This window comes from Dolichospermum sp. LEGE 00240, from assembly GCF_015207875.1.
Lineage (GTDB): Bacteria > Cyanobacteriota > Cyanobacteriia > Cyanobacteriales > Nostocaceae > Dolichospermum > Dolichospermum gracile.
Window position 1 is genome coordinate 72,068 of sequence record NZ_JADEVZ010000002.1, and the last position, 21,688, is coordinate 93,755.

The following is a 21,688-nucleotide window of genomic DNA, read 5'->3' on the forward strand; positions in this document are numbered from 1 at the left end:
GAGTCAGGAGTCACCGAGTCAGGAGGAAGAATTAGAAGAAGAGAAGAATAGTATTAAATCTGGTCAAGTGATAGGTTTTTGCTAATTTCAACCCTTATTCCTTGCACTGATTTCACCTTTCTTACCTTCAAACTCTTGATATATCTCAGTTCTAGGTTTATATGGCTAACGCCACGCTACGCTATCAGCAGCCTCTAATTATATGTAAGATTGCACAGAGTAATTATCATCCGCGTTTATCCGCGTTTATCTGCGTTTAATTATTCTCAAAATCCTATTCCATGCAGCTTCATTTTAATTTGGTTTAAAAGTGTTTTACAAAATATTTTTAGATTAAAAAACGTCTGGGAGTGTTGCCGTGTTTCCACCCCAGACGTTTTTTAAACTTGCTCCTCACACACAAATATAATTTATCACCCTTTTTTTGAAATGGCAAGTACCTTAGACAACAATTTTAGAAATTGCTTGGAACAGGGAATTGGGAATTGGGAATTGGGAATTGGGAATTGGGAATTGGGAACAGGGAATAGGGAACAGGGAATAGGGAATAGGGAATAGGGAATAGGGAATAGGGAATAGGGAATAAGGTTTTTACCAATGACCAATGACCAATGACCAATGACCCATTACCGATTACCTAATGCAAAAAGTGGCGTACACCAGTGACAACCATTAATAAACCGAGTTCATTAGCGGCTTTGATAGAATCCTTATCCTTGAGACTGCCTCCGGGTTGGACAATAGCGGTAATTCCGGCTGCGGCTGCGGCTTTGACGGTATCATCGAAGGGGAAGAAGCCGTCACTAGCGAGGAATGCTCCTTGGGCTTTTTCTCCGGCTTGTTCGAGAGCGATTTTTGTCGAACCGACACGGTTCATTTGTCCAGCACCGACACCTAAGGTTGTGCGATCGCTTGCAATGACGATAGCATTAGATTTAACGTGCTTGCAAACTTTCCAAGCAAACAGTAATTCTGCTAACTCCCAGGGAGTGGGTTGACGTTCAGTGACAACTTGCCATTGAGTAGGATCGGCAATGATATCATCAGCAGATTGGACTAAAAACCCACCAGCTACAGCTTTCACAGTTTCCTTTGGTCCAGTCAGCAAATCTGGTAAAATCAAAACGCGGACATTGCCTTTTTTCGTTAAAATTTCCTGAGCTTCCTCGTCACAACCAGGAGCAACCACGCACTCTAAAAATGTCTTCGTTAATTCCGTCGCTGTCGCTGCATCAATAGGCCGATTTAAAGCCACAATACCGCCAAAAGCCGAGATGGAATCAGCATTAAAGGCTTTTTGATAAGCGTCAAAAACTGTGCCTGCTTCCGCAGTTCCACAGGGATTAGTATGTTTGATAATTGTCGCCGCAGGACTGGCTGTAAATTCAGCAATTATCCGCCGTGCGGCTTCCAGATCTACCAAATTATTGTAACTGAGTTCCTTTCCTTGCAGTTTTGTCGCTGCTGTCCAACCTGTGGGGGTACTTCCTGTTTGATACCATGCTGCGGGTTGGTGGGGATTTTCTCCATAACGCAAAGATTGGAGTTGTGTACCAGAAATAGTAAATTCTTGTGCTTGTGTGCCAGCTAAATAAGCAGCGATCGCATTATCATAACTAGCAGTATGTAAAAATCCCTTTAAAGCGCATTTTTGGCGAAACTCTAAAGATGCCTCTCCATTTTGGTGTAATTCTTGCAAATACTCACCATATTGGGCAGGATCACATAATACCGTCAAATGAGCGTAATTTTTGGAAGAAGCCCTTAACATAGCCGGTCCACCAATATCAATTTGTTCCACCGCGTCAGCTAAAGTCACACCTGGTTTCGCAATGGTTTCCGCAAAAGGATAAAGATTGACAACGACTAAATCAATGGGACGAATTTGATTATTTTCCAAATCCGTGACATCTTGCGCCACATCTCGCCGTGCTAAAATCCCCCCATGAATGCGAGGATGAAGAGTTTTCACCCGACCGCCTAAAATTTCCGGTGAACCCGTATAATCAGAAACCTTAGTAACTGGTATTCCCGCATCTTTCAGGGTTTTGGCTGTTCCCCCACTGCTGATGATATCAAAGCCAAATTCTTCAACCAAACTCCGGGCTAAATCAATTACACCAGTTTTATTAGATACACTCAGCAGGGCTAAACGCGCCATAATTCCCTAGATTCCTTTGGACTAAATTGCAAACAGAAGAACATTTTACCGAAAGGGTGTTAAAAGTTCATACCAAATTAAGATGAAACTGCATGGAATCAGATTTATAAGATAATTAAACGCAGATGAACGCAGATAAACGCGGATGAATGAATTTGATGATTCCGTGCCGCCTCACATAAAAATCATCTAAAATAATTAGGGCTTTAACCTCAGAAAACTGGATAATTCGGGCAGAATCCAAACAAAGTTATTATGAATAGTGTATAGAAAACCGGACTTGTACTAGCTTCGGTCTCAATAGCAAAGGTTTAGAGATGTTTACTTCATCGGAAACTCCTATAATTGCAGCCATTGTGCTGATAGCGTCCGGCATTTTAGGCTGGGGCTTTTATCGTGCCAGACCTTTTGGTAAACTAGGCATCCTCGCCTGGTTACAATCAGTTGTCTTAATGACTCCCTGGCTTTTGTTCTTTGGATTATTTGCCGCTGGGATTTATATCAATATTGTTGGTATCTTGTTCCTGGTGGTAGCTTCCGCTGGATTGTATATTTTCCTGGGTAGAAAATTACGGGAAGCAGGTCAAGATGCTATTCTCAAGCAACGGGCAACAGAGCGACTTGCAGCCCAAGGTGATAAAGATAGTTCCGTTACAGTCCCAGAACTACAATTAGAACCAACGCCCATACCCGAAGCAGATTTAAGTCTGATTAGAGGTATTTTTGGCATTGACACATTTTTTGCCACAGAAACTATTCCCTACCAAGAAGGAGTGGTTTTTAAAGGCAACTTACGCGGAGAACCAGAAGCCGTTCATAACCGACTGACAAAAAGTTTACAGGAACGCTTAGAAGATAAATATCGCCTATTTTTGGTAGAAAATACTGACGGTAAACCTGTCATCATTATTCTCCCTAGCCGCACAGACCCTCAACGCGCCCAGTTAGCACAAAAAGCTTTTGCAGTGATTTTGTTGATAGCAACTATCGCCACAAGCTTGGAAGTGGGGGGTATATTACAGAATTTCGATTTATTTAGCAACCCTGAACGCTTTGCAGAAGCTTTACCTATTGCTTTGGGTTTATCGGTAATTTTGATCTCTCACGAAGTTGGACATTGGTTATTGGCGCGTCGTCACCAAGTCAAATTAAGTTGGCCGTTCTTTTTACCAGCGGTGCAAATTGGTTCTTTTGGGGCAATTACTAGGTTTGAATCCCTTGTCCCTAGCCGTAAAGCCTTATTTGATATTGCTTTGGCAGGACCGGCTTTTGGGGGGATTACTTCTTTGTTATTGCTGGTGATAGGGTTGCTACTTTCTCACCCAGGGAGTTTATTCCAATTACCCAATCAGTTTTTTCAAGGTTCAATTTTAGTCGGTAGTTTGGCACGGGTTGTCCTGGGTTCGGCTTTACAGTCTCCGGTGGTGAATATTCATCCTTTAGTAGTTATTGGTTGGTTGGGATTAGTTATCACTGCGTTGAATTTAATGCCCGCTGGCCAATTGGACGGGGGGCGAATTGTGCAAGCAATTTATGGACGCAAAACCGCAGGAAGAACTACTTTTGCGACGATAGTTTTACTGGCTATTGTATCATTAGGTAATCCTTTGGCGATGTATTGGGCAATTGTGATTTTGTTTTTACAACGGGATTTAGAACGCCCTAGTTTGAATGAAATTAGTGAACCAGATGATGCTAGGGCGGCTTTATGTCTTTTGGCGTTGTTTTTAATGATTGCTACTCTTTTACCTTTAACTCCGGCTTTGGCTGGGCGTTTGGGTATCGGTAGTTAGGAATTTTGGCGTTGCTGAATAAAGGTATGAATTTATCTCACGCAGAGACGCAGAGGCGCAGAGATCAAGAGTTCCAGAGATGGAATTTTTTAGTTTCATACATCAATTCAGCAATGTCAGATTTTTTAAGGTTTCCAGTTTGCTAATAGGTTGGGGTAATTGGTGGGTGTGGGGAAGATTTTTTGCCATGTTTGTTGGCGTTGTTGGGGGTTTTCTTGGCTCATGTTCCAGAGGGTTTCGTAGAAGAAGAAGGAAACACCAGCAAATTTTCTCTCTCGCACTTTCTCTATTTGGGTTTGAATTTGTGTCATGGGAACTGAGCGATTTTTTAACCCACTTAAAATGCCAATGCTGACGGGAATATGAGTTTGGGCTAATTTGACTTCGGGATATTCTAATTCGCTGATAAAGACGTTTAAATCATTACGATAAATTTGTAAAACTAGGTCTTCGACTATTCCCATTCTTTCCCATTTCTGCCAATCGGCAAGGAAGTATTCGTAGGAAAACCGCTGGGGATTAGGAGCGACAGAAACGATACAATCTTTTTTATTTGCTTTAATTGCTGTAAATACTCGCTTCATGAAATCGGTGATTTTGTTGGCTCGCCAATTTACCCATTTTGGATTTTTGAAGTCTGCGGGGGGAAGTTTTCCTTGGTGTTCTTTTTTGTATAATGCTGTGGTGTAGGCATCATATCCTAGTTCTGATGGTAAGCCGAAATGGTCATCAAATTGAATGCCATCAATGTCATAGTTTTTGACTATTTCTACTATCAAATCTTGAATAAATTGTTGCACTTCGGGACGAAAGGGATTTAACCAAACTCGGTTATGTATGCCTTCTTTGACTATTTTTGTGCCATCTCTGCGGTTGGTGAGCCAAGTAGGACGATTTTTTGCTAAAAGGGAATCAGCAGGTGCCATGAAGCCAAATTCAAACCAGGGAATGACTGTTAAATTTTGTTTATGTCCCTCGCTGACTATTTCTTTGAGCATATCTCGCTTTTGCAGTCCGGGGGTGGGGTCTACTGCTTTACCGATGATTTTGGCGGCAACTTTGCTAGGATAAAGGGTGTATCCCCAATTCCAGACGGCGGGATAAACGGTGTTAAAGTTGAGTTGGTGTAATGTTCGTAAACTTTGTTTTAGGCGATCGCTCTCAAATAAAACGTCACTATCAATATTTGTTAACCATACTCCCCGTAATTCGGTGGATTTGGGAATTTGAGCATTTAGGGGGAGTGATAGCATGATGGATGCAACCATACTCACGGCTATCATAACTGCTAAAAATCCCAGTTTTCTAGTTTGACGCTGCCATTTGATCACTATTTTCTCCATCGCTGATTCTGTGTTGATTCCTGGTTTATTTGATGGTGTGCAGTTGGGAGAGAAAAGCGTGGAATTAACCACCACCAACGATTGTGACTACTTCTAGGCGATCGCCATTTTTGATTTGAGTTTCTAACCAAAATTGACGATGTAAGATTTCACCGTTGTATTCTACTGCGATTAAGCGCAGATTAAAACCTAACTGTTGGAGTAATTCGGGTAAAGCAGTTGGGGATACACAGTTGCGGGGTTCTCCGTTGACTAGGAGATTAATTTGATTGGACATGGAGAAAAAATTTGAATTTAAGAGTTATAAAAATAATAATCTAGTCAGAATCAGGATGTCTAGGATGCAATAGGGATTTTATCACCAATTCTCAAAACCTTTAAATACATTTACTGAGAATATTAAATATCATCTTCACTGAGATTAGCTACTTTTAGAAAATGCCGTAATAGTCCAGGTTTTAGTGATTGATTCCCATGAATAGGAACAGAAATTCGGGCTGGATTATCGGATTTACCGTAGATATGATGGCTACCATTAATGCGGAGAAGTTGCCATCCTTGAGACTCTAAGTAGGTGAACACAATAAAACCAAACTGTGTAAAGAAACGTAAAATCGCCCAAACCCTCTTCACTCTTGCCTCTTGCCTCTTGCCTTGCCATAACGACAATTTTCAACGCCAACCTACTTAATACTTTAGCCAAATTTTTTCCGGAAATTGATTTCATACAGCAATTTCTAATATTTGAGCAGATTCATCCAGTTCTCATGAATCAACATCAACGAGTAAACAACCTTCAACGGCTTCATATATATTTTGTAGTAATTCTTCAAAAGTATCTCCCTGGGTAGCACAACCAGGAATAGCAGGAACTTCTGCCCAGTAACCTGTTTCTTCTTTGTGAATAATGACTTTTATTTTGATGGTTTGAAGGTGATGATCTAAACAATTATATATTACAGCAATTCTCGTTCTCATGATATATGATGGAGGGCGCAGGCCCTGCGCCCCTACGGGTTTTGTGATAAAAACCGTACTTCATAACATCAGAAAGTGCTTTAATAGTATCCCTTTGTTTAATCCGATTTTTCTTCTTTTCTATTTAATTCGGTGCAGTTGGGAAAGAAAATACTGAGTTGCTAGGGTAGGTTGATCTGATTCGATGAGCGATCGCACTACAGCTACTCGTTGCGCTCCTGCATTCATCACATCATTCAAATTACTCATATCTATTCCCCCAATCGCAAACCAGGGAATTTGACAATTTTGGGAAACATACTTCACATATTCTAACCCCGCTGCGGCTTTACCCGCTTTTGTCGGTGTTTCATACACAGGTCCCACACCAATATAATCTGCTCCTTCGGCAATTGCCCCTTGCATTTCTTGGGGATTTGTGGTAGAGCGTCCGATGATGCGCTGACTTCCTAGTAATTGACGCGCTACAGCAATGGGCATATCCTGTTGTCCCAAATGGACACCATCAGCATCCACCGCCAAAGCCAAATCTACCCGATCATTAATAATGAATAAAGCACCGTAATGGTGACATAATTCCCGCAGTTTTGTCGCCCGTTCTAAGCGGACTAAATCATCAGCGGTCTTTTCCCGATACTGTAACAGAGTTAAACCCCCTTGAAGGGCTGCTTCGGCAATGGCGAATAAATTATCTGTAGGAGATGTTACCAGATATAAATGCGATCGCCATAATAACTGATGACGCTGATAACCCAGCAAATTACTTTCTAGGGTATAAACCTGATAACGCATTTGCTTACAAGCCCCTCCCATATTTTCGTGATAAAGCTTGCCATACTCTTCTAATACCCGCAATGCTTCCTGCACACGGCAAAAATTAGCCTGTAATAGCGATGTAATATCAGCCCGTTGTTCCTCTTGGGGGTGACTTAAATCCGTTCCTGGATCACCTGGTGTATCGCGGGCTGCGCGGATTTCTGCCGTATGCCAAGCTCCCAACTCTTGGCGCAAGTGTTTACATATACCTGAAAACTGGGAATTACTTAAACCAAACCGACACCATTCTTCAATAATTCGCAACCCTTCACGAGCGCGATCTAAATTAGCATCTAAAATGCGATAAACAGTTTGTTGTGTGTGACTATGGGCTGAAACCATTACAAAACCTCATTTTTAATGTTTTTATAGTAATAGCCAGCTTGATTCATATTTTAATATTTTGATTATTAAATATTTGCTAACTAATCGCGGTCAATTTGTCAAGATCCCCGTAACATCGTGGAAATGCCACTATATAGGGCTTGCTGAAAAAGTTATCTGTGAGGGCTAGGACGGATAAAGAAGAAATGAACCACGAAGGACGCAAAGAGCGCGAAGGAAGAAGGAAGAAGGAAAAATTTATTTACCCGTTAATTAGTTCTTGACATTCCCATATTAACAATAAAGCGATTGGTGATTGGTCAAACAACGAACAACTGACAACTGACTAAAATACCAACTCCAATCTTTCACTAGTCATAGATTTGAGTTTGGAGGTGAAGGATTCGGTGCGATCGCACTTTTGGGGCATAAACTGACCAATAGGGGGATGATTGGCTGTTGCTGGGATCGTCAACGGTTGGGCTGGTGGGGGTGAAATTTCCTCAATAACTTGCTTTTGTCTGATATTTCCGGTTAATTGCCCAAAAGAAGGCACTGGTCCTAGGCTTTTTGGAGCATAGTCTCGGTTTTCTTCTATTGGTTGTAAATTCTTATTTATTTGATACTTGTAACTCACTGGAGCAGGTAATAGACGAAGATTTTTATATTCTTCCATCCTGATTTCCTGTTTAGTGGGTGGTAAAACTTGTAGAGACCCAGAAGTGAGCCGTTCAGGGAATTTGCTACAAATCATGCGCTCAAATTCCATGTTGAAATGGTAGGTTGTCTCGCCCTTTCGTCGCCAAAAGGTGAGGATTTGCTGTACAGATACGGCTTTATAACGACCTTGATACAAAGCTTCAATAACTGCCAAGTGTAACCAATGCAGAGGATATTCGGATTGCCATTGGCTAATCAACTCACTGGCATTGTATCCGTTGAGATCAAAGCTGTAGTGAGTTAATAACTTAGCTGCTAGTTCGGCAGGAGGTGCGAAAGTTTGAGTGACCGGGGCTGTTGTTAACATGGGCTGTGAGTTATAGGCAATAGGTATAAACATTGCACCCATCGCATCTAGTCTAACGTACTTTTAGCTACATGAGTGTTTTTTCACCAGCAGCAAAAGTGATAGGCAGTGTTTTCCATTCTACTTGTCAATTGCTGATATGCAAAACAATATAAGGTGAGTTAATAACTTTTGTGCGTTGACTGGCGACTAATGCCTGATACACCATTGCAGCAACTTCGGCACGGGTGGCTTCTCTGGTTGGTGCGAGTAAATTGGGGTCGGGATAATTAACAATAATTTTTTGCTGGGTGGCGATGGTAACGGCTGTGCGGGCGTATTCGGGAATTTTCTCTTGGTCAATGTAGGTTAAGGTTTTTTGAGCAGTTGCCACAAGTCCCAGTCCGTTGACCAGGGAGACGATGACTTGCAGCCGTTGGACGTTTTGGGTAGGACGGAAGGTGCGATCGCTAAATCCGCCCACAAAACCCCCTCTGGCGGCGATTTCAATGGCGTTAGCTGCCCAAAAATCCTTGGCTATGTCTGTAAATTCTGGGGACGGACGTTTGGCTGGGGGATTAAAGGCGGCAGCAATTAAAGCTGTATATTGAGCGCGGCTCATGGCTTGATCTGGTTGGTATGTGCCATCAGCAAAACCCTGGGTTAAGTTCATACTAACTAATGCCCGAATAAATGGTTCTGCCCAATGACCAACAATATCGGAAAAAGAGGGAATCTCTGTCTCTGGTTTGACAATATAGGCGGAGGGGAGGGGATTTTCTTGACCGGTGGCGACCAATGCCTGATAAATTAGGACTGCGATTTCTGCGCGGGTAATTTCTCGCAGTGGTTCTAATTGATCTGGTTGGGGATAATTAACGACTAATAATTTTTGTGTAGCTACGGTGGTGGCATTGGTAGCGTAGCTGGGAATTTGGACGCGATCGCGGTATACCATTAAAACGTTAGGATTACCACCACTCAAGTTTAAACCGTTGACAATGGAGACTAGTGCTTGAATTTTGGTGATGTTATTTCCGGGTCGAAATGTACCATCGGGAAAGCCTTTCAAAAAGCCTCTATCGGAGGCACTGGCTATGGCTTTGGCAGCCCAAAAGTCGGATTTAACATCTTTAAATTTATTGAGTTGATTACTTTCCGGTAGTTGGAATGTCTTTGTTATTAAAGCTGCATATTGGGCGCGAGTAATGGGTGTGGCTGGTTGAAAAGTGCCGTCGGGAAACCCGCTAATAATCTCTTTACTGACTAAGGCTTCGACGAAGGCGGCCGCCCAATGTCCTTCTAAGTCAGCAAATCTACTGCTAACTCCGATTTGACTGGGGGTGTCAGCGGTAGCAGCGATGAAATCTATGGCCCCAATTACCTGGGGAACGCTTAATTGATTACCGACGGAGATAATTTTTTGCTCTGTGACATTTTGTAAATCGAATTTACCTTGTTCTCGAAAAATGTTGTCGGCGGGGTCTTGGGGACTGCCTAAATCGGGAATGGCATTACCGGCGATTAACAGACCGCCTTGGGTATTGCTGGTGATCAGATTTCGCCGTAATACTGGTTTAGCATCACGAGATAGGGCGATCGCTGTCCCATTACCTGAAAGTTGGTTATTGGCGACTAAAGGGGCGGCAAAGTCACTAATGGCTATGCCTAAAGCATTATTTTGAAATACATTCCGCAGCACTTCTCCTTTACTATTCTTGGCTATGACCAACCCACAAACTTTACTATTAATAAATAAATTATCCACAATCCCCGGTTTGCTATTACCGGTAATGAAGATGCCTTCTCTGGTACAGTCCTTAAATGTACTATTAGCTACAGTCGGTATTGATGATTCAATCCACGCCCCAGTCCCTTTGCTTCCAGGATTAATCACTGTCACACCTAAAAGACTGGCATCACCGAGTAAGAGTAATGTAATATTCTGTATTCCAAAACTAGGGCTTTGATATTCCCCACTGCCAGTAATAATCGTTTCCTGACCTTTATTGGCTTCATTTCCTACTACTAATACTCCCGGTGCAATGACTAAGGGAAATACTTCACCATTGGCCGTGCTATAAGTTCCACCGGCTAACTGAATAATTGTTGATGTTTTTGCTTGTTTAAGGGCGCGGGTAATGGTTTTGAGGGGATCAGAACGAGAACCAGTATTAGCATTGTTTCCTGTCACAGGATTAACATAGAGTGTGGCAACAAGACTAGAATTAACCATAAATTTTTAAACGAGCAGGGTTTTAATGGTGACATCCATAATTAACCATATTTTTAGCACAATCAGGAAGACGGAAGAGGTTTTGGGCAACTTTACTTTTCGTTACATATTACTCTTCGAGAAGCCGCTCCGCGTCTACGGTTTTTTCTGTTTATCTACTTAGGAGATTTACCTATCTGCATGAAAATAGCGGTCAATTAAAGCTTGTGCAGATTGGCGATGTTGTTCTACTAATTGAGGGGGAGATAATACTTCTGCTTTGTCCATATAACGATAAACCCAGCGACTAAATTCATTTAAAGACCGAGGTGGTAAATCTACGGCATATTCTATATAAGTATGTTGCCCTGTTTGATCAATGAATCCAGTGGTAATTTTTTGGTGAGGATGACGACGTTCCCCTTCTAAAATAAATGCTGATATTGGTGGAAAAAAACGCACTGTTACTTGAATAAATTTGAGATTTCCTGCTATTTCCAATTTTTGAGGTTCTGGGTCGCCTAAATTTAAACCCCAGCCATTTTCTAGTAGTTTGTATGCTGTAACTAAACTTTCTCTTTGTTTTTCTAAACCCCGTGGTAGCATTTTCAGTAATTTACAATAATTATTAAACCGATTTAATCTTCCTATTGCTAAATGGGAATTTTCACAATATTCATACAGTAAATACCAAGCAATATCATGGTAAATTAGTTGTAGAGGAAAAACCTGTATCCGTCCAGTTCTATTAAAACCATAAAAGTCATTACTACGAGAAATTTCAATAGCTTCTCCCTTGCTAATAGCTTTTTCTAATAATGGTAATTGATGAAATAATGTATCGCGGGTTGCTCCCTGAGTTATCATTTCTTCCGGGTCAGTATGAATAATAGCCCGGTTAAGATGTTGCCGAGTAGGATAAAAAAAATCACCCTTGAGTTCCATATCTAACCCACGTAATCTTTTACTCAGAGTTTCATGAATGCGTCTAGCTTGGGCATCACCTTGATATTGAGCTTGGGAGGCTAAAGCATTAAATGCTACTTTTAATTCTGCGATAGAAAGCGCACCAGTACCTAAATAATATCCCCAACGATACATTCGCCGATCAAGAATAGCGTAGCGTCTCAGGGTTTCTAAATCTTTGCGTAATGTCGGAATTGCTGGATATTCTGCGGGTAATTCTATATCTAATTCTGCTGCTAATTTTTGCAGATATACTTTCACAGAACTAATTGCATCATGATTTTCATGATTACTAGAGTCCAGAAAATCAGGACTACCTATACCTGGATATTTGAGTAAGGTAGCAATTAACAGTAATAAACGTTCAAATGCTAAACGTTCTGTGTAAGGATGAGTAGGTTTTTTAGCCATGGTAAAGGAATCACTGGTAGGAATTTATAGTAAATTAATCTCAGTGCAAAAAGAAAATATTTAGAATGCTAATAGAAATTGGCTGTAGGCATTGTCAATATTGCTTTAGGGAAGATAACTATAATAATTGAGTTTATAACCTTTTTCTAGCTTTTGGCTAATTCTGCGGTTATGGTAGTCAACATCATTACTTTGAAGTCAGTCTTTTTAGCACCATGTATATTTCTCGACGTTCTGCCACTGTCAGAAATGTTTCTATATCTACTGTTAATGGTGGTATTACTTTAGTGATTTTGTTGATTGCACCTTTAGGTTTAGCAGCAGTAATTATTAATACTATGCTAGTTGCTGTCGCTACTTATATAGTTGCCAGTGCAGCCGATAGAGTTGTTTTGTGGTTGGAACCGGAACAGAATGCAGAATTAACATCTTCTGGAAAGGGTGAATATTCTTCTCCTAAGAAGTCTAATTTACAACGTTGGTGGCGTTAATAATTGATAATTTCATGCAAACTCTTTATGTTTCTGAGCAGAATTGCTATGTGTGTTTACAAAAAGAAACTTTGCTAGTTAAACAAGGGGAAACTATTTATGCTGAAGTCCAGCTACCTCTGTTAGAGCAAATTCTGATCTTTGGGAAATCCCAATTAACAACCCAAGTTATTCGTGCTTGTTTATGGCGAGATATTCCTATTGCTTACTTATCACGCATGGGTTATTGCTATGGCAGAATTTTACCCATTTCTAGGGGATATCGGCAGTTATCACGTTATCAACAGCAATTATCTCCTGTAGAAAAGTTGATTACTGCTAGAGCTATGATTAAAGGTAAGTTGAAAAATAGCAGGGTGTTGTTGCGAAGACAAAGGAAAAAAAAGGAATCGGAGCTTTTAGAACGGGTTTTACAAAGTTTAGATTATCTAGCTGACCAAGTAGCACAGGCTGATAATTTAGAACGGTTAATGGGGTTTGAAGGTGCGGGGGCGGCTCAATATTTTTCGGCTTTTAGTGAATGTTTAACAAACCCTGATTTTGTGTTTTCCGGTCGGAGTCGTCGTCCTCCAGGAAACCCAGTCAATGCCATGCTCAGTTTTGGTTATCAAGTGCTTTGGAATCATTTATTGGCGTTAATTGAAATTCAAGGACTTGATCCTTATTATGCTTGTTTACATCAGGCTCATGATGGTCATGCCGCCTTGGCTTCTGATTTAATTGAGGAGTTTCGCGCCCCACTTATAGATTCTTTGGTGATGTGGTTAATTAATCGCAAAATTATTAATGCTGAAGCTGATTTTGAGTTTAAAAATGGTGGCTGTTATTTGAATGATGCGGGAAGAAAGAAATTTCTTCGGGCGTTTTTACAAAGGATGTCTGAAGAAATACAAACTGATGAGGAAATTAAACAACCAAAATGGGATTTATTAACTAAACAGGTGAGGGCTTTTAAACAGTTTGTTTATAATCCTAGTCATCATTATCAACCCTATCGAATTGACTAAAATTATGTTATGTTTTTGTATGTGATCGCTTATGATATTCCCTGTAATAAACGGCGCAAAAAAGTAGCTGATTTATTGGAAGGTTATGGACAGCGTGTACAGTATTCTGTGTTTGAATGCCAGTTAGGTACAGAAAAATACCAGGATTTACGTCGTCAGTTGAGGAAAAAGCTGAAGTTAGAAGAAGATAATGTTAGGTTTTATCCTTTGTCTCGACATACTCTATCTCAGGTGGAAACTTGGGGTGTGGGAATACCTGTGATTGAACCACCTAGTTCAATTATTATTTAGTTTGTTTCCAACAGCGTAGTGTGGCGTTAGCTATGGTTTAGGGAAAATCGCTGAAGTGTTGATTTTATGGTTGTGAACTTCGGTTGCTTATTGGGTAAGGGTTACGCGGTTTTTAATGGTCGTTTTGTGGGCTGGTTGGCGGTGCTTTTTGCTGACCTTCGGAAAGTGGGTCTAGACTCTTTGCACAGTAAGGAGTTAAAATGAAGGGATTCCCACTCGCTGGGGATATTAATTGAATGGAAACGGGATTATGAAAAGCCGCTTTGTAACCGACTACGTATTCCCACTCGCTGGGGATATTAATTGAATGGAAACTAGGTTTTTGTTAGTCGTGCTAACGTTAGTTACAGTAGTATTCCCACTCGCTGGGGATATTAATTGAATGGAAACTCACATAATGGGTGATTAAAACGGGATAGTAATTCACATTCCCACTCGCTGGGGATATTAATTGAATGGAAACAATAAGCTAGTGTGATCTTCATAATCAGTTAAGTAATTCCCACTCGCTGGGGATATTAATTGAATGGAAACCTTAATATCATTCACTTTTGAAGTTAGCGAATCGTGATATTTACATTCCCACTCGCTGGGGATATTAATTGAATGGAAACGATAGTTAAGAAGGGGCGCAACCTTATACCTTCCAATTCCCACTCGCTGGGGATATTAATTGAATGGAAACTCATTGTTTATTTTTAGCTCCAACAGCCAAGCATGATTCCCACTCGCTGGGGATATTAATTGAATGGAAACTTTTTTCAGAAGGTAATCCAATGTCGTTACCTTTATCATTCCCACTCGCTGGGGATATTAATTGAATGGAAACTTGACATAACTTAGGTCACTAATATTATTAACTTAATTCCCACTCGCTGGGGATATTAATTGAATGGAAACTATCTTAGGATCTGGTATTAGTACGTTACCTGCATTAATTCCCACTCGCTGGGGATATTAATTGAATGGAAACGCTTGTTTCATATTCAATTGATGAGTATGATCAGGTTATTCCCACTCGCTGGGGATATTAATTGAATGGAAACCCCAATTGGATTTTCAACAGGTGTGTAACCTAATGCATTCCCACTCGCTGGGGATATTAATTGAATGGAAACGTTTTCTTATTATTAGTATTCATGTTTTAATCCTTAATTCCCACTCGCTGGGGATATTAATTGAATGGAAACAAATCTATCTCGGCGGTTTTATCTTCCCAATTAATTTTATTCCCACTCGCTGGGGATATTAATTGAATGGAAACTTCTTAACTCAGTTATCTTGTAATTCTTAATAAGATAATTCCCACTCGCTGGGGATATTAATTGAATGGAAACATCTATCTCGGCGGTTTTGTTTTCCCAGTCAACTTTCATTCCCACTCGCTGGGGATATTAATTGAATGGAAACGCAAGTTAAGTTGTTTGATGAAGAAACTCAATTAGAATTCCCACTCGCTGGGGATATTAATTGAATGGAAACTCCTTACTTAATTCCCATAATGATTTCCAGTTATTAATTCCCACTCGCTGGGGATATTAATTGAATGGAAACAATCCTTTAGTTATGTAATGTTAAAGTTAGAAAAATGAGTCTAATTCCCACTCGCTGGGGATATTAATTGAATGGAAACACAAACAGGTAGAAAAAATAGTCACGCAACAGGATATTGTTATTCCCACTCGCTGGGGATATTAATTGAATGGAAACTTGACAGGAATCGAGCAGATCATCATGTTTACCATTCCCACTCGCTGGGGATATTAATTGAATGGAAACCTTTATTTTTCTATCTCCAAAATTATCACTACGATAGTATTCCCACTCGCTGGGGATATTAATTGAATGGAAACAGTTAACAGATCCAAAGTTATCGAATGTGTTGTTGTATTCCCACTCGCTGGGGATATTAATTGAATGGAAACTTGATGCTGAAAACAAATGCCGTGAAGTTGATTATTCCCACTCGCTGGGGATATTAATTGAATGGAAACTTAACCCCAGTGTTACGCTTATGTTTGGTATTCTTAATTCCCACTCGCTGGGGATATTAATTGAATGGAAACAAATTGAATTCTTAACAAACTAGTGTGATCTTCATAATTCCCACTCGCTGGGGATATTAATTGAATGGAAACAACACAAATCGGCACTATTGACGGTAAACAAGATAGAATTCCCACTCGCTGGGGATATTAATTGAATGGAAACACACCTCGTCTTTGATATAAAATTTCTTCTCCTTATCTATTCCCACTCGCTGGGGATATTAATTGAATGGAAACCAGGCTGTACCGTCTTTGGAGTTCCACCAAAACGAGATTCCCACTCGCTGGGGATATTAATTGAATGGAAACCAAATTAACCAAAATATCTGTCACTATTACTTGTCTTTCTTATTCCCACTCGCTGGGGATATTAATTGAATGGAAACACTTTAATCCTGAAACAGATACCTATTTAGATTCAATATTCCCACTCGCTGGGGATATTAATCGAATAGAAACAGGGGAGGGAGGCGATCATCGGCAGTATATATAAATACATAATAAAATATTTACTGATATTTTGAGAATCAGTAAATTTTAACTATCAATGTTTGGTAAGGGAAACGCTGTAACTTGATAGCTGCATAAACAAGAACCCATGTCAAAGACAAGAAAATATTTGTAATAAAACTCTCAAAATGAGAAAAAGCTTACAGAGTAAGAGTTAGAGAAAACCTTACAAAAATCTTGAGATATTTTAGATTCCTAGACAAACACTGAATCGCGCTCTTATAATTCATCTATAAGCTACACAGGGGATCTACCGATGACGGCAGAATATTGGCGGGCTAAGATTTGGGGGTTATTACATGACCCTGTATTAAAGGCATTACATGACAATAGCGGACGGGGTAAAAATAGCTTCTATAAACAACTAGAAGTAATGAAAGCTTGGGTTGAAATTGGCAAAACCCCCGATGATTCTTGTGGTAAAGCATTAGCAAATATCCTATTAGCAGATCATGTTGCTTCAGCAAGTGATAGATCCGCCATTGGTGGTACTACGGAATTTATAAACTATGCAGAAGGTAACAACCCTGAAAAGGGATTAGAAATTAGACATTTACTATCTGGTGCAAAACAAGATTTTAAAGTTAATTTTCACCAAGAATTAATCAATGGTAAACGTGCAGATTTTTTATTTCCTAAAGAAAATGAACTAATTGCAAAAATTCCTGAACACTTACGAGAAGATATTCAAGAAAATATACCCAAGATTAAACAATTATATTGGTGGTTATGGCGTTGTTTACCTCAAGCAACCTGTGATTTATTTGAAGATAGTTCTTTAATGTTAATGCCAGCAGAAACCAGGATTCCCGATGCTTCTATTTGGAGTCATGTAAGTATGACATCAGCCTTAGCTGGTGGTTTTGCTGGATATGATTTAACATTAGATGAAATTAAAAACTGGCCAAGAGGTAAAGCAGTTTCTCATCCTTATTTAGCAGTATTTAGTTTTAGTCCAGTACAGGAACTAATTAAATCTAGTCGCAAAATGCGGGATTTTTGGGCAGGTTCTTGGTTATTACATTATTTATCAGCTAAAGTTTGTTGGCAACTAGCCAATCAATATGGACCAGATACCTTACTTTATCCTAGTTTATATCAACAACCATTAATTGACCATTGGTTATTACAACAATATCCAGACTTTGCCCAATTTATTAATAAAGAAACACCAGAAAAAAAATCATCAGAATCATTATTAACTGCTGGTTTTCCTAATGTAATAGTATTGGTATTACCAGAAGGCAAAGTACAAGCAGCAATGCAAACAGCCCAACAAACCTTGTTAAAAGAATGGTTAAAAGTGGGGGATTTAGTATTCAAAGAATTGCATGATAAACGTCATTGGATGAGAGAATTAAAACCAGATGATAATAGTTGGCAAGGTTGGTTAAAATCCCAATGGCAAGTTTACTGGACAGCATTACCCATAGGTAAACCAGAAGAAGAGTTTAAATGTTCTGCTAACAAAAACAAAAATCAAGAATTTGAAAACTGGTCAAAAGCACAAAATGAAACTTACAATTTAATCAACAATAAAAATCAGCTTTTCAAAGAACAAGAAAAAGATTTATTACAAGAATCTTATCAAATTCGTAAACAGATATATAAAAGGGGATTTAGTGCTAATATAGGTTCATGGTGGGGTTATATTTTCGACGCAACCCGCGCTAGTTTAGCATCTGTTAAAAATGCTAGAAATTGGGAACTTCCCACAGCCTTTGGACCCCGTTCGACTATTTCTGGTATTGGTCCAGTTGTCAGTCCTGGTAAAGATGGAAAAGACTGGATAACAGAAGGTGATACTAAGGAATCATGGGAAAAAAAGGAATCATGGGAAAAACATGATGCAGGTTTTTTTGATGGAACAGAACAATTAAACGCTACGGAAGTTGTCAAACGTTGTTTGCATGAAATTTTGCCTGATTTATTAGGCATAAAAAAAGAAGATATTGCAGCATCTTATCCAGATTTAACTTCTGGAGTTGCTGGATATTTAAGAGTTAATCAAACAAAACAACAAGAAAATTTTGATTATGCTTGTGAAGCAATAATCAAGGCATTTCCCAGTACCAAAACAATAATTGACCAAATGTACAAAAAATGGGGTATTCCTTGGATAGATAGTTCAGAGTCTCAAAAATATCATTGTCGCTTGTTAAATGCTGGCTGGTTAGTAGAGGATTTACAAACTCCAGAATTAAAAATATTACAAATACAATTGGAGAAAGCTAAGGAAGAAAATAAGGAGGTAATTAGAAAACAAATCATTGCCAAAAAACGTGATTATCGTGAAGACATTCAAAAGATAATTACCGAATACTATCCTAAGAATAATCCATCAGATTGGTATGTATTAGCAGCAGGTGATGGTGATAGTATGAGTGAATGGTTAAAGGGTTCAAAAATGAAACTCTACCGGGAATATATTCCTGATGGTTTTCAGGAAAAAGTTACATTAACTAACTTTCCAAAGTTTTTAGAAATCCAAAAACGCATGGGACCTAGTACCCACAGTGCATTAAGTCGCGCGTTATTAGACTTTTCTAATCAATTAGTTCCCTATTTGACACAAAACCGTTATGCAGGTAGATTAATTTATGGTGGTGGTGATGACGTTTTAGCCTATACAAATCTCTGGGAATGGGATAAATGGTTATGGGATATCCGTCAATGTTTTAAAGGTGCAAAAGACCCCCGTGAAGAAAAAGAGTTTAGTAATGATGGTGATTATTGGAAATATTTAAAAGATGATGGTGAAAAAGTTGGTTTAGTTGACCGTCCATTATTTACAATGGGTAGCACGGCTACAATTAGTTTTGGTATCATAATTGCCCATCATTCTGTACCCTTAGCAATAGCTTTAGAAAGCCTGTGGGAAGCGGAAGACGCAGCGAAAAAACACGAATATCATCATAGTTGCCTCATACCAACTGAAAAACATGGAGAAAAAGCCTGTTTTAATAAAAAAGACGCTGTACAAGTGCGGGTACTTTACGGAAACGGTAATACCTTAAAATCCACTGCTAAATTCGATGTTTTTTCTGAATGGCAGCAATTAATCACAAATGATTTAGAAAGTGCGATATTTGAACAAGCTGCGAGTTTATGGAGTCAACACCCCGCACCGAGTTTAGAAGCTATTGTATCTTGGACAAAGGCATTTTGTGCTAGACGTGACCAATTTCAAAATGATGAAAATTCAATCTTAAAAACAAAGTTTCAAAAACAGTTAGCGGACTTTTTCACAGCGTTGTTTATTACTACCGAAACCAAACAACTAGATAATGAAATCCAAAGTTGGTTAAAACTAGCGGCATTTGTCAAACGTAACCGTGATATAAAAGTAGGAGGTGAGAATTAATGTATTGGTACAAACTCACACCATTAGATATTTTAATGTTAAGAGATGCTAAACCATTTTCACCACAAGAAAGGGCATGGGCTGGTAGTATATTTCCTCCTAATGGTCATACTATAGCTGGTGCATTACGGGGTTTATTAGGAAAAGAAACATTTAATATAGTTGGTCCGTTCCTCTGCTATGAAAACACAGAAAATACCCTATATCTTCCGCGTCCGTTAGGGTTTGTGGGTTCTACACAACTTGTACCTTTAACTTGGGAAACCAAATCTCATATACATAATGCTTTATGGGGTAAAACTCAACCTTGTCCATTAGTTAGACCTCATAATAGTAAAGATGAAGATGAGGAAGAAAACTATAATTCTGGCAAAGAACAAAGCCCTGAATTTAGACAATATTTACCATCCTGTGTTGTTAAGGAATATTTAAAAACCGGGAAAATTGATAAACATTGTTGGACTGTAGCTGATGGTACTCACGAAAATAAACCCTGGACAATAGAAACCCGTTCTCATAATAGTATTGAACCGGGAACAAAACAAGTTAAAGATGCCGATGGTTACTTTGTAGAAAATGCTATTAGACTACATAAAAATTGGAGTTTTGCCATAGGCATTAATCACGAAATTACAACACCTGCAACAATCAGATTAGGAGGAGAAGGACACAGGGTCATAGTAGAATCTTGTCCAGAATTGGGGGAACAATGGCAAGAATTACAAAATATTTCAGATAGTAATTTTCAAGCTGATACCAAATCAATAGCTTATCTAGTTACTCCTGGAGTTTTTGAAAGACCGCACACAAATAAGCATAATCAAAAAGTTTCCTTATGTCGTCCTTATCCCTGGGAATGGAAACTCAAAGACGGTATTTTTGTGAGTATGTCCACAGATAAACCAGTACCAATTAGTTGTAGAATTAGGGAGAAAGAAGACAATACAAAAAGCATTACAAAAAGCATTACTGCACCCCAAGTTTTTGCTGCACCACCGGGGACATTGTACTACTTGGAAAAACCTCAAGGGTTGTTTCAGGATACAGAAATTTTACCAAATTATAAAAAAAACCGTGTAAACAATTGGCGACAATTGGGTTATTCAGAAATGTTGTGGATTAAATATCAAGGAAAAAGTGAGGAGAAATCATAATGGAATACATTTATTTATATCTACTTTCACCATTACATACAGGTGGCACAACTCAGGAAGGTAATTTATTAGGAATTGCCCGTGAATCTCATACTAATTTACCCTATATTCCTTCTAGTACAGTTCGTGGTAAAGTCCGTTCACTAGCTACAGATAAAGACCAAAAATATCAACTATTTGGCAATGATTTACAAGATGGACAACTAGAACAGGGTAATATTTGGATTGGTGACGCTTCTATATTATGGTTGCCAGTACCATCATTAAGTCATAGTGTAGTTTGGGTTAGTTGTCCCCTTTTATTACAACGTTGGCAACGTTTACAAGGAGGTAAATTACCCATACCTGTAGAATACAGTTGTAACTTTAATAATAATTCTCCGGTTTATTTAAAGGATGCAATTATCCCAAAAAATCAATTACAACCAGGACAGAATTTACAACAATTTGTACCAAAAGGTGATGCTACAGTTTCTATAAATCGGTTATTGGTTTTACCTGATAAACACTGTGCCACATTAATTCAAATGAGTTTATGGAGACAGGTAAAAATTAAACTCGATGAACATAAATCTGTAAATGGTGGTTTCCGTTATGAGGAAGCAATTCCACCGGATACATTAATGTATTTACCTTGGGGAATTACATCACAAGCTAATGGAAAATCACAACAATCCTATCAAGATTTTAAAACTTTATTAGCAGACAAGGAAATATTACAAATTGGCGGACAAGAAAGTTTAGGACGGGGTTTTGTGCAACAGTGGATGTCAACTGCTAAAGAGAATTAGAAAATTTGTCTGATAGCAA

General features: G+C 39.1%; 16 protein-coding genes and 1 CRISPR repeat array. Of the genes, 7 read left to right on the forward strand and 9 right to left on the reverse strand.

All coding sequences use genetic code 11. The annotated features are described in order from the left end of the window. Positions 1-637 precede the first annotated feature (637 nt). Complete coding sequence (gene purH / locus IQ226_RS00335; RefSeq protein WP_193890681.1) at positions 638-2,161, reverse strand: bifunctional phosphoribosylaminoimidazolecarboxamide formyltransferase/IMP cyclohydrolase; 1,524 nt, start codon at positions 2,159-2,161, stop codon at positions 638-640. A gap of 317 nt (positions 2,162-2,478) precedes the next feature. Between purH and IQ226_RS00340 the strand changes: the two genes are divergently transcribed. After that, positions 2,479-3,954, forward strand: a complete 1,476-nt coding sequence (locus tag IQ226_RS00340) for a site-2 protease family protein (RefSeq protein WP_193890684.1) — start codon at positions 2,479-2,481, stop codon at positions 3,952-3,954. A gap of 125 nt (positions 3,955-4,079) precedes the next feature. Here the strand turns inward: IQ226_RS00340 and IQ226_RS00345 are convergent, their stop codons facing one another. The 8 genes from IQ226_RS00345 to IQ226_RS00380 form a co-directional block, all read right to left on the reverse strand. Continuing rightward, a complete protein-coding gene (locus IQ226_RS00345) occupies positions 4,080-5,297 on the reverse strand; it encodes a glycoside hydrolase family 10 protein (protein ID WP_193890929.1) in 1,218 nt (405 codons plus the stop codon). 64 nt (positions 5,298-5,361) lie between these two features. Next, a complete protein-coding gene (gene thiS / locus IQ226_RS00350) occupies positions 5,362-5,574 on the reverse strand; it encodes a sulfur carrier protein ThiS (protein WP_193890687.1) in 213 nt (70 codons plus the stop codon). A gap of 122 nt (positions 5,575-5,696) precedes the next feature. After that, positions 5,697-5,930, reverse strand: coding sequence for a type II toxin-antitoxin system HicA family toxin (locus tag IQ226_RS00355; RefSeq protein WP_370567053.1), 234 nt, complete (start codon positions 5,928-5,930; stop codon positions 5,697-5,699). 132 nt (positions 5,931-6,062) lie between these two features. Next, positions 6,063-6,275 carry a type II toxin-antitoxin system HicB family antitoxin gene (locus IQ226_RS00360; RefSeq protein WP_370567054.1) on the reverse strand — a complete coding sequence of 71 codons (213 nt, stop codon included), beginning with the start codon at positions 6,273-6,275 and terminating at the stop codon, positions 6,063-6,065. 120 nt (positions 6,276-6,395) lie between these two features. Continuing rightward, positions 6,396-7,433: a thiamine phosphate synthase gene (locus IQ226_RS00365; RefSeq protein WP_193890690.1), complete on the reverse strand. Its 1,038-nt coding sequence runs from the start codon at positions 7,431-7,433 to the stop codon at positions 6,396-6,398. 328 nt (positions 7,434-7,761) lie between these two features. Further along, the gene (locus IQ226_RS00370) at positions 7,762-8,475 is read right to left on the reverse strand and encodes a hypothetical protein (RefSeq protein WP_228039166.1); all 714 of its coding nucleotides are present in this window, start codon (positions 8,473-8,475) and stop codon (positions 7,762-7,764) included. 94 nt (positions 8,476-8,569) lie between these two features. After that, positions 8,570-10,657 carry an S-layer homology domain-containing protein gene (locus IQ226_RS00375; protein WP_193890696.1) on the reverse strand — a complete coding sequence of 696 codons (2,088 nt, stop codon included), beginning with the start codon at positions 10,655-10,657 and terminating at the stop codon, positions 8,570-8,572. Positions 10,658-10,825: 168 nt separating this feature from the next. After that, on the reverse strand, positions 10,826-12,013 hold the full coding sequence (locus tag IQ226_RS00380; protein WP_193890699.1) for a YafY family protein: 1,188 nt from the start codon (positions 12,011-12,013) through the stop codon (positions 10,826-10,828). Between the two features lie 215 nt (positions 12,014-12,228). On the opposite strand from IQ226_RS00380, the gene csx18 reads away from it, so the two are divergent. The 6 genes from csx18 to cmr4 all read left to right on the forward strand — a co-directional run bounded on the left by csx18 (position 12,229) and on the right by cmr4 (position 21,669). Then, entirely contained in the window at positions 12,229-12,504 is a 276-nt protein-coding gene (gene csx18, locus IQ226_RS00385) for a CRISPR-associated protein Csx18 (RefSeq protein ID WP_193890701.1), read from the forward strand. A 14-nt stretch (positions 12,505-12,518) separates the two neighbouring features. After that, the gene (gene cas1, locus IQ226_RS00390) at positions 12,519-13,511 is read left to right on the forward strand and encodes a CRISPR-associated endonuclease Cas1 (RefSeq protein ID WP_193890703.1); all 993 of its coding nucleotides are present in this window, start codon (positions 12,519-12,521) and stop codon (positions 13,509-13,511) included. A 9-nt stretch (positions 13,512-13,520) separates the two neighbouring features. Continuing rightward, positions 13,521-13,802 carry a CRISPR-associated endonuclease Cas2 gene (gene cas2, locus IQ226_RS00395; protein ID WP_193890705.1) on the forward strand — a complete coding sequence of 94 codons (282 nt, stop codon included), beginning with the start codon at positions 13,521-13,523 and terminating at the stop codon, positions 13,800-13,802. Positions 13,803-14,010: 208 nt separating this feature from the next. After that, positions 14,011-16,309: direct repeats of the CRISPR family, unit length 36 nt; unit sequence ATTCCCACTCGCTGGGGATATTAATTGAATGGAAAC. A gap of 307 nt (positions 16,310-16,616) precedes the next feature. Further along, the gene (cas10, locus tag IQ226_RS00400) at positions 16,617-19,724 is read left to right on the forward strand and encodes a type III-B CRISPR-associated protein Cas10/Cmr2 (RefSeq protein ID WP_193890707.1); all 3,108 of its coding nucleotides are present in this window, start codon (positions 16,617-16,619) and stop codon (positions 19,722-19,724) included. Next, the gene (locus IQ226_RS00405) at positions 19,724-20,878 is read left to right on the forward strand and encodes a type III-B CRISPR module-associated Cmr3 family protein (RefSeq protein ID WP_193890709.1); all 1,155 of its coding nucleotides are present in this window, start codon (positions 19,724-19,726) and stop codon (positions 20,876-20,878) included. Before cas10 ends, IQ226_RS00405 begins: the two co-directional genes overlap by 1 nt. Next, a complete protein-coding gene (gene cmr4, locus IQ226_RS00410; RefSeq protein ID WP_096669047.1) occupies positions 20,878-21,669 on the forward strand; it encodes a type III-B CRISPR module RAMP protein Cmr4 in 792 nt (263 codons plus the stop codon). The genes IQ226_RS00405 and cmr4 overlap by 1 nt, the downstream gene beginning before the upstream one ends. The last annotated feature ends 19 nt before the right edge of the window (positions 21,670-21,688 follow it).

Bases quoted from the DNA above. Each gene is read 5' to 3' on its own strand.
- purH (WP_193890681.1), bottom strand. From the start codon at position 2,161: ATGGCGCGTTTAGCCCTGCTGAGTGTATCTAATAAAACTGGTGTAATT.
- IQ226_RS00340 (WP_193890684.1), top strand. From the start codon at position 2,479: ATGTTTACTTCATCGGAAACTCCTATAATTGCAGCCATTGTGCTGATA.
- IQ226_RS00345 (WP_193890929.1), bottom strand. From the start codon at position 5,297: ATGGAGAAAATAGTGATCAAATGGCAGCGTCAAACTAGAAAACTGGGA.
- thiS (WP_193890687.1), bottom strand. From the start codon at position 5,574: ATGTCCAATCAAATTAATCTCCTAGTCAACGGAGAACCCCGCAACTGT.
- IQ226_RS00360 (WP_370567054.1), bottom strand. From the start codon at position 6,275: ATGAGAACGAGAATTGCTGTAATATATAATTGTTTAGATCATCACCTT.
- IQ226_RS00365 (WP_193890690.1), bottom strand. From the start codon at position 7,433: ATGGTTTCAGCCCATAGTCACACACAACAAACTGTTTATCGCATTTTA.
- IQ226_RS00370 (WP_228039166.1), bottom strand. From the start codon at position 8,475: ATGTTTATACCTATTGCCTATAACTCACAGCCCATGTTAACAACAGCC.
- IQ226_RS00375 (WP_193890696.1), bottom strand. From the start codon at position 10,657: ATGGTTAATTCTAGTCTTGTTGCCACACTCTATGTTAATCCTGTGACA.
- IQ226_RS00380 (WP_193890699.1), bottom strand. From the start codon at position 12,013: ATGGCTAAAAAACCTACTCATCCTTACACAGAACGTTTAGCATTTGAA.
- csx18 (WP_193890701.1), top strand. From the start codon at position 12,229: ATGTATATTTCTCGACGTTCTGCCACTGTCAGAAATGTTTCTATATCT.
- cas1 (WP_193890703.1), top strand. From the start codon at position 12,519: ATGCAAACTCTTTATGTTTCTGAGCAGAATTGCTATGTGTGTTTACAA.
- cas2 (WP_193890705.1), top strand. From the start codon at position 13,521: ATGTTTTTGTATGTGATCGCTTATGATATTCCCTGTAATAAACGGCGC.
- cas10 (WP_193890707.1), top strand. From the start codon at position 16,617: ATGACGGCAGAATATTGGCGGGCTAAGATTTGGGGGTTATTACATGAC.
- IQ226_RS00405 (WP_193890709.1), top strand. From the start codon at position 19,724: ATGTATTGGTACAAACTCACACCATTAGATATTTTAATGTTAAGAGAT.
- cmr4 (WP_096669047.1), top strand. From the start codon at position 20,878: ATGGAATACATTTATTTATATCTACTTTCACCATTACATACAGGTGGC.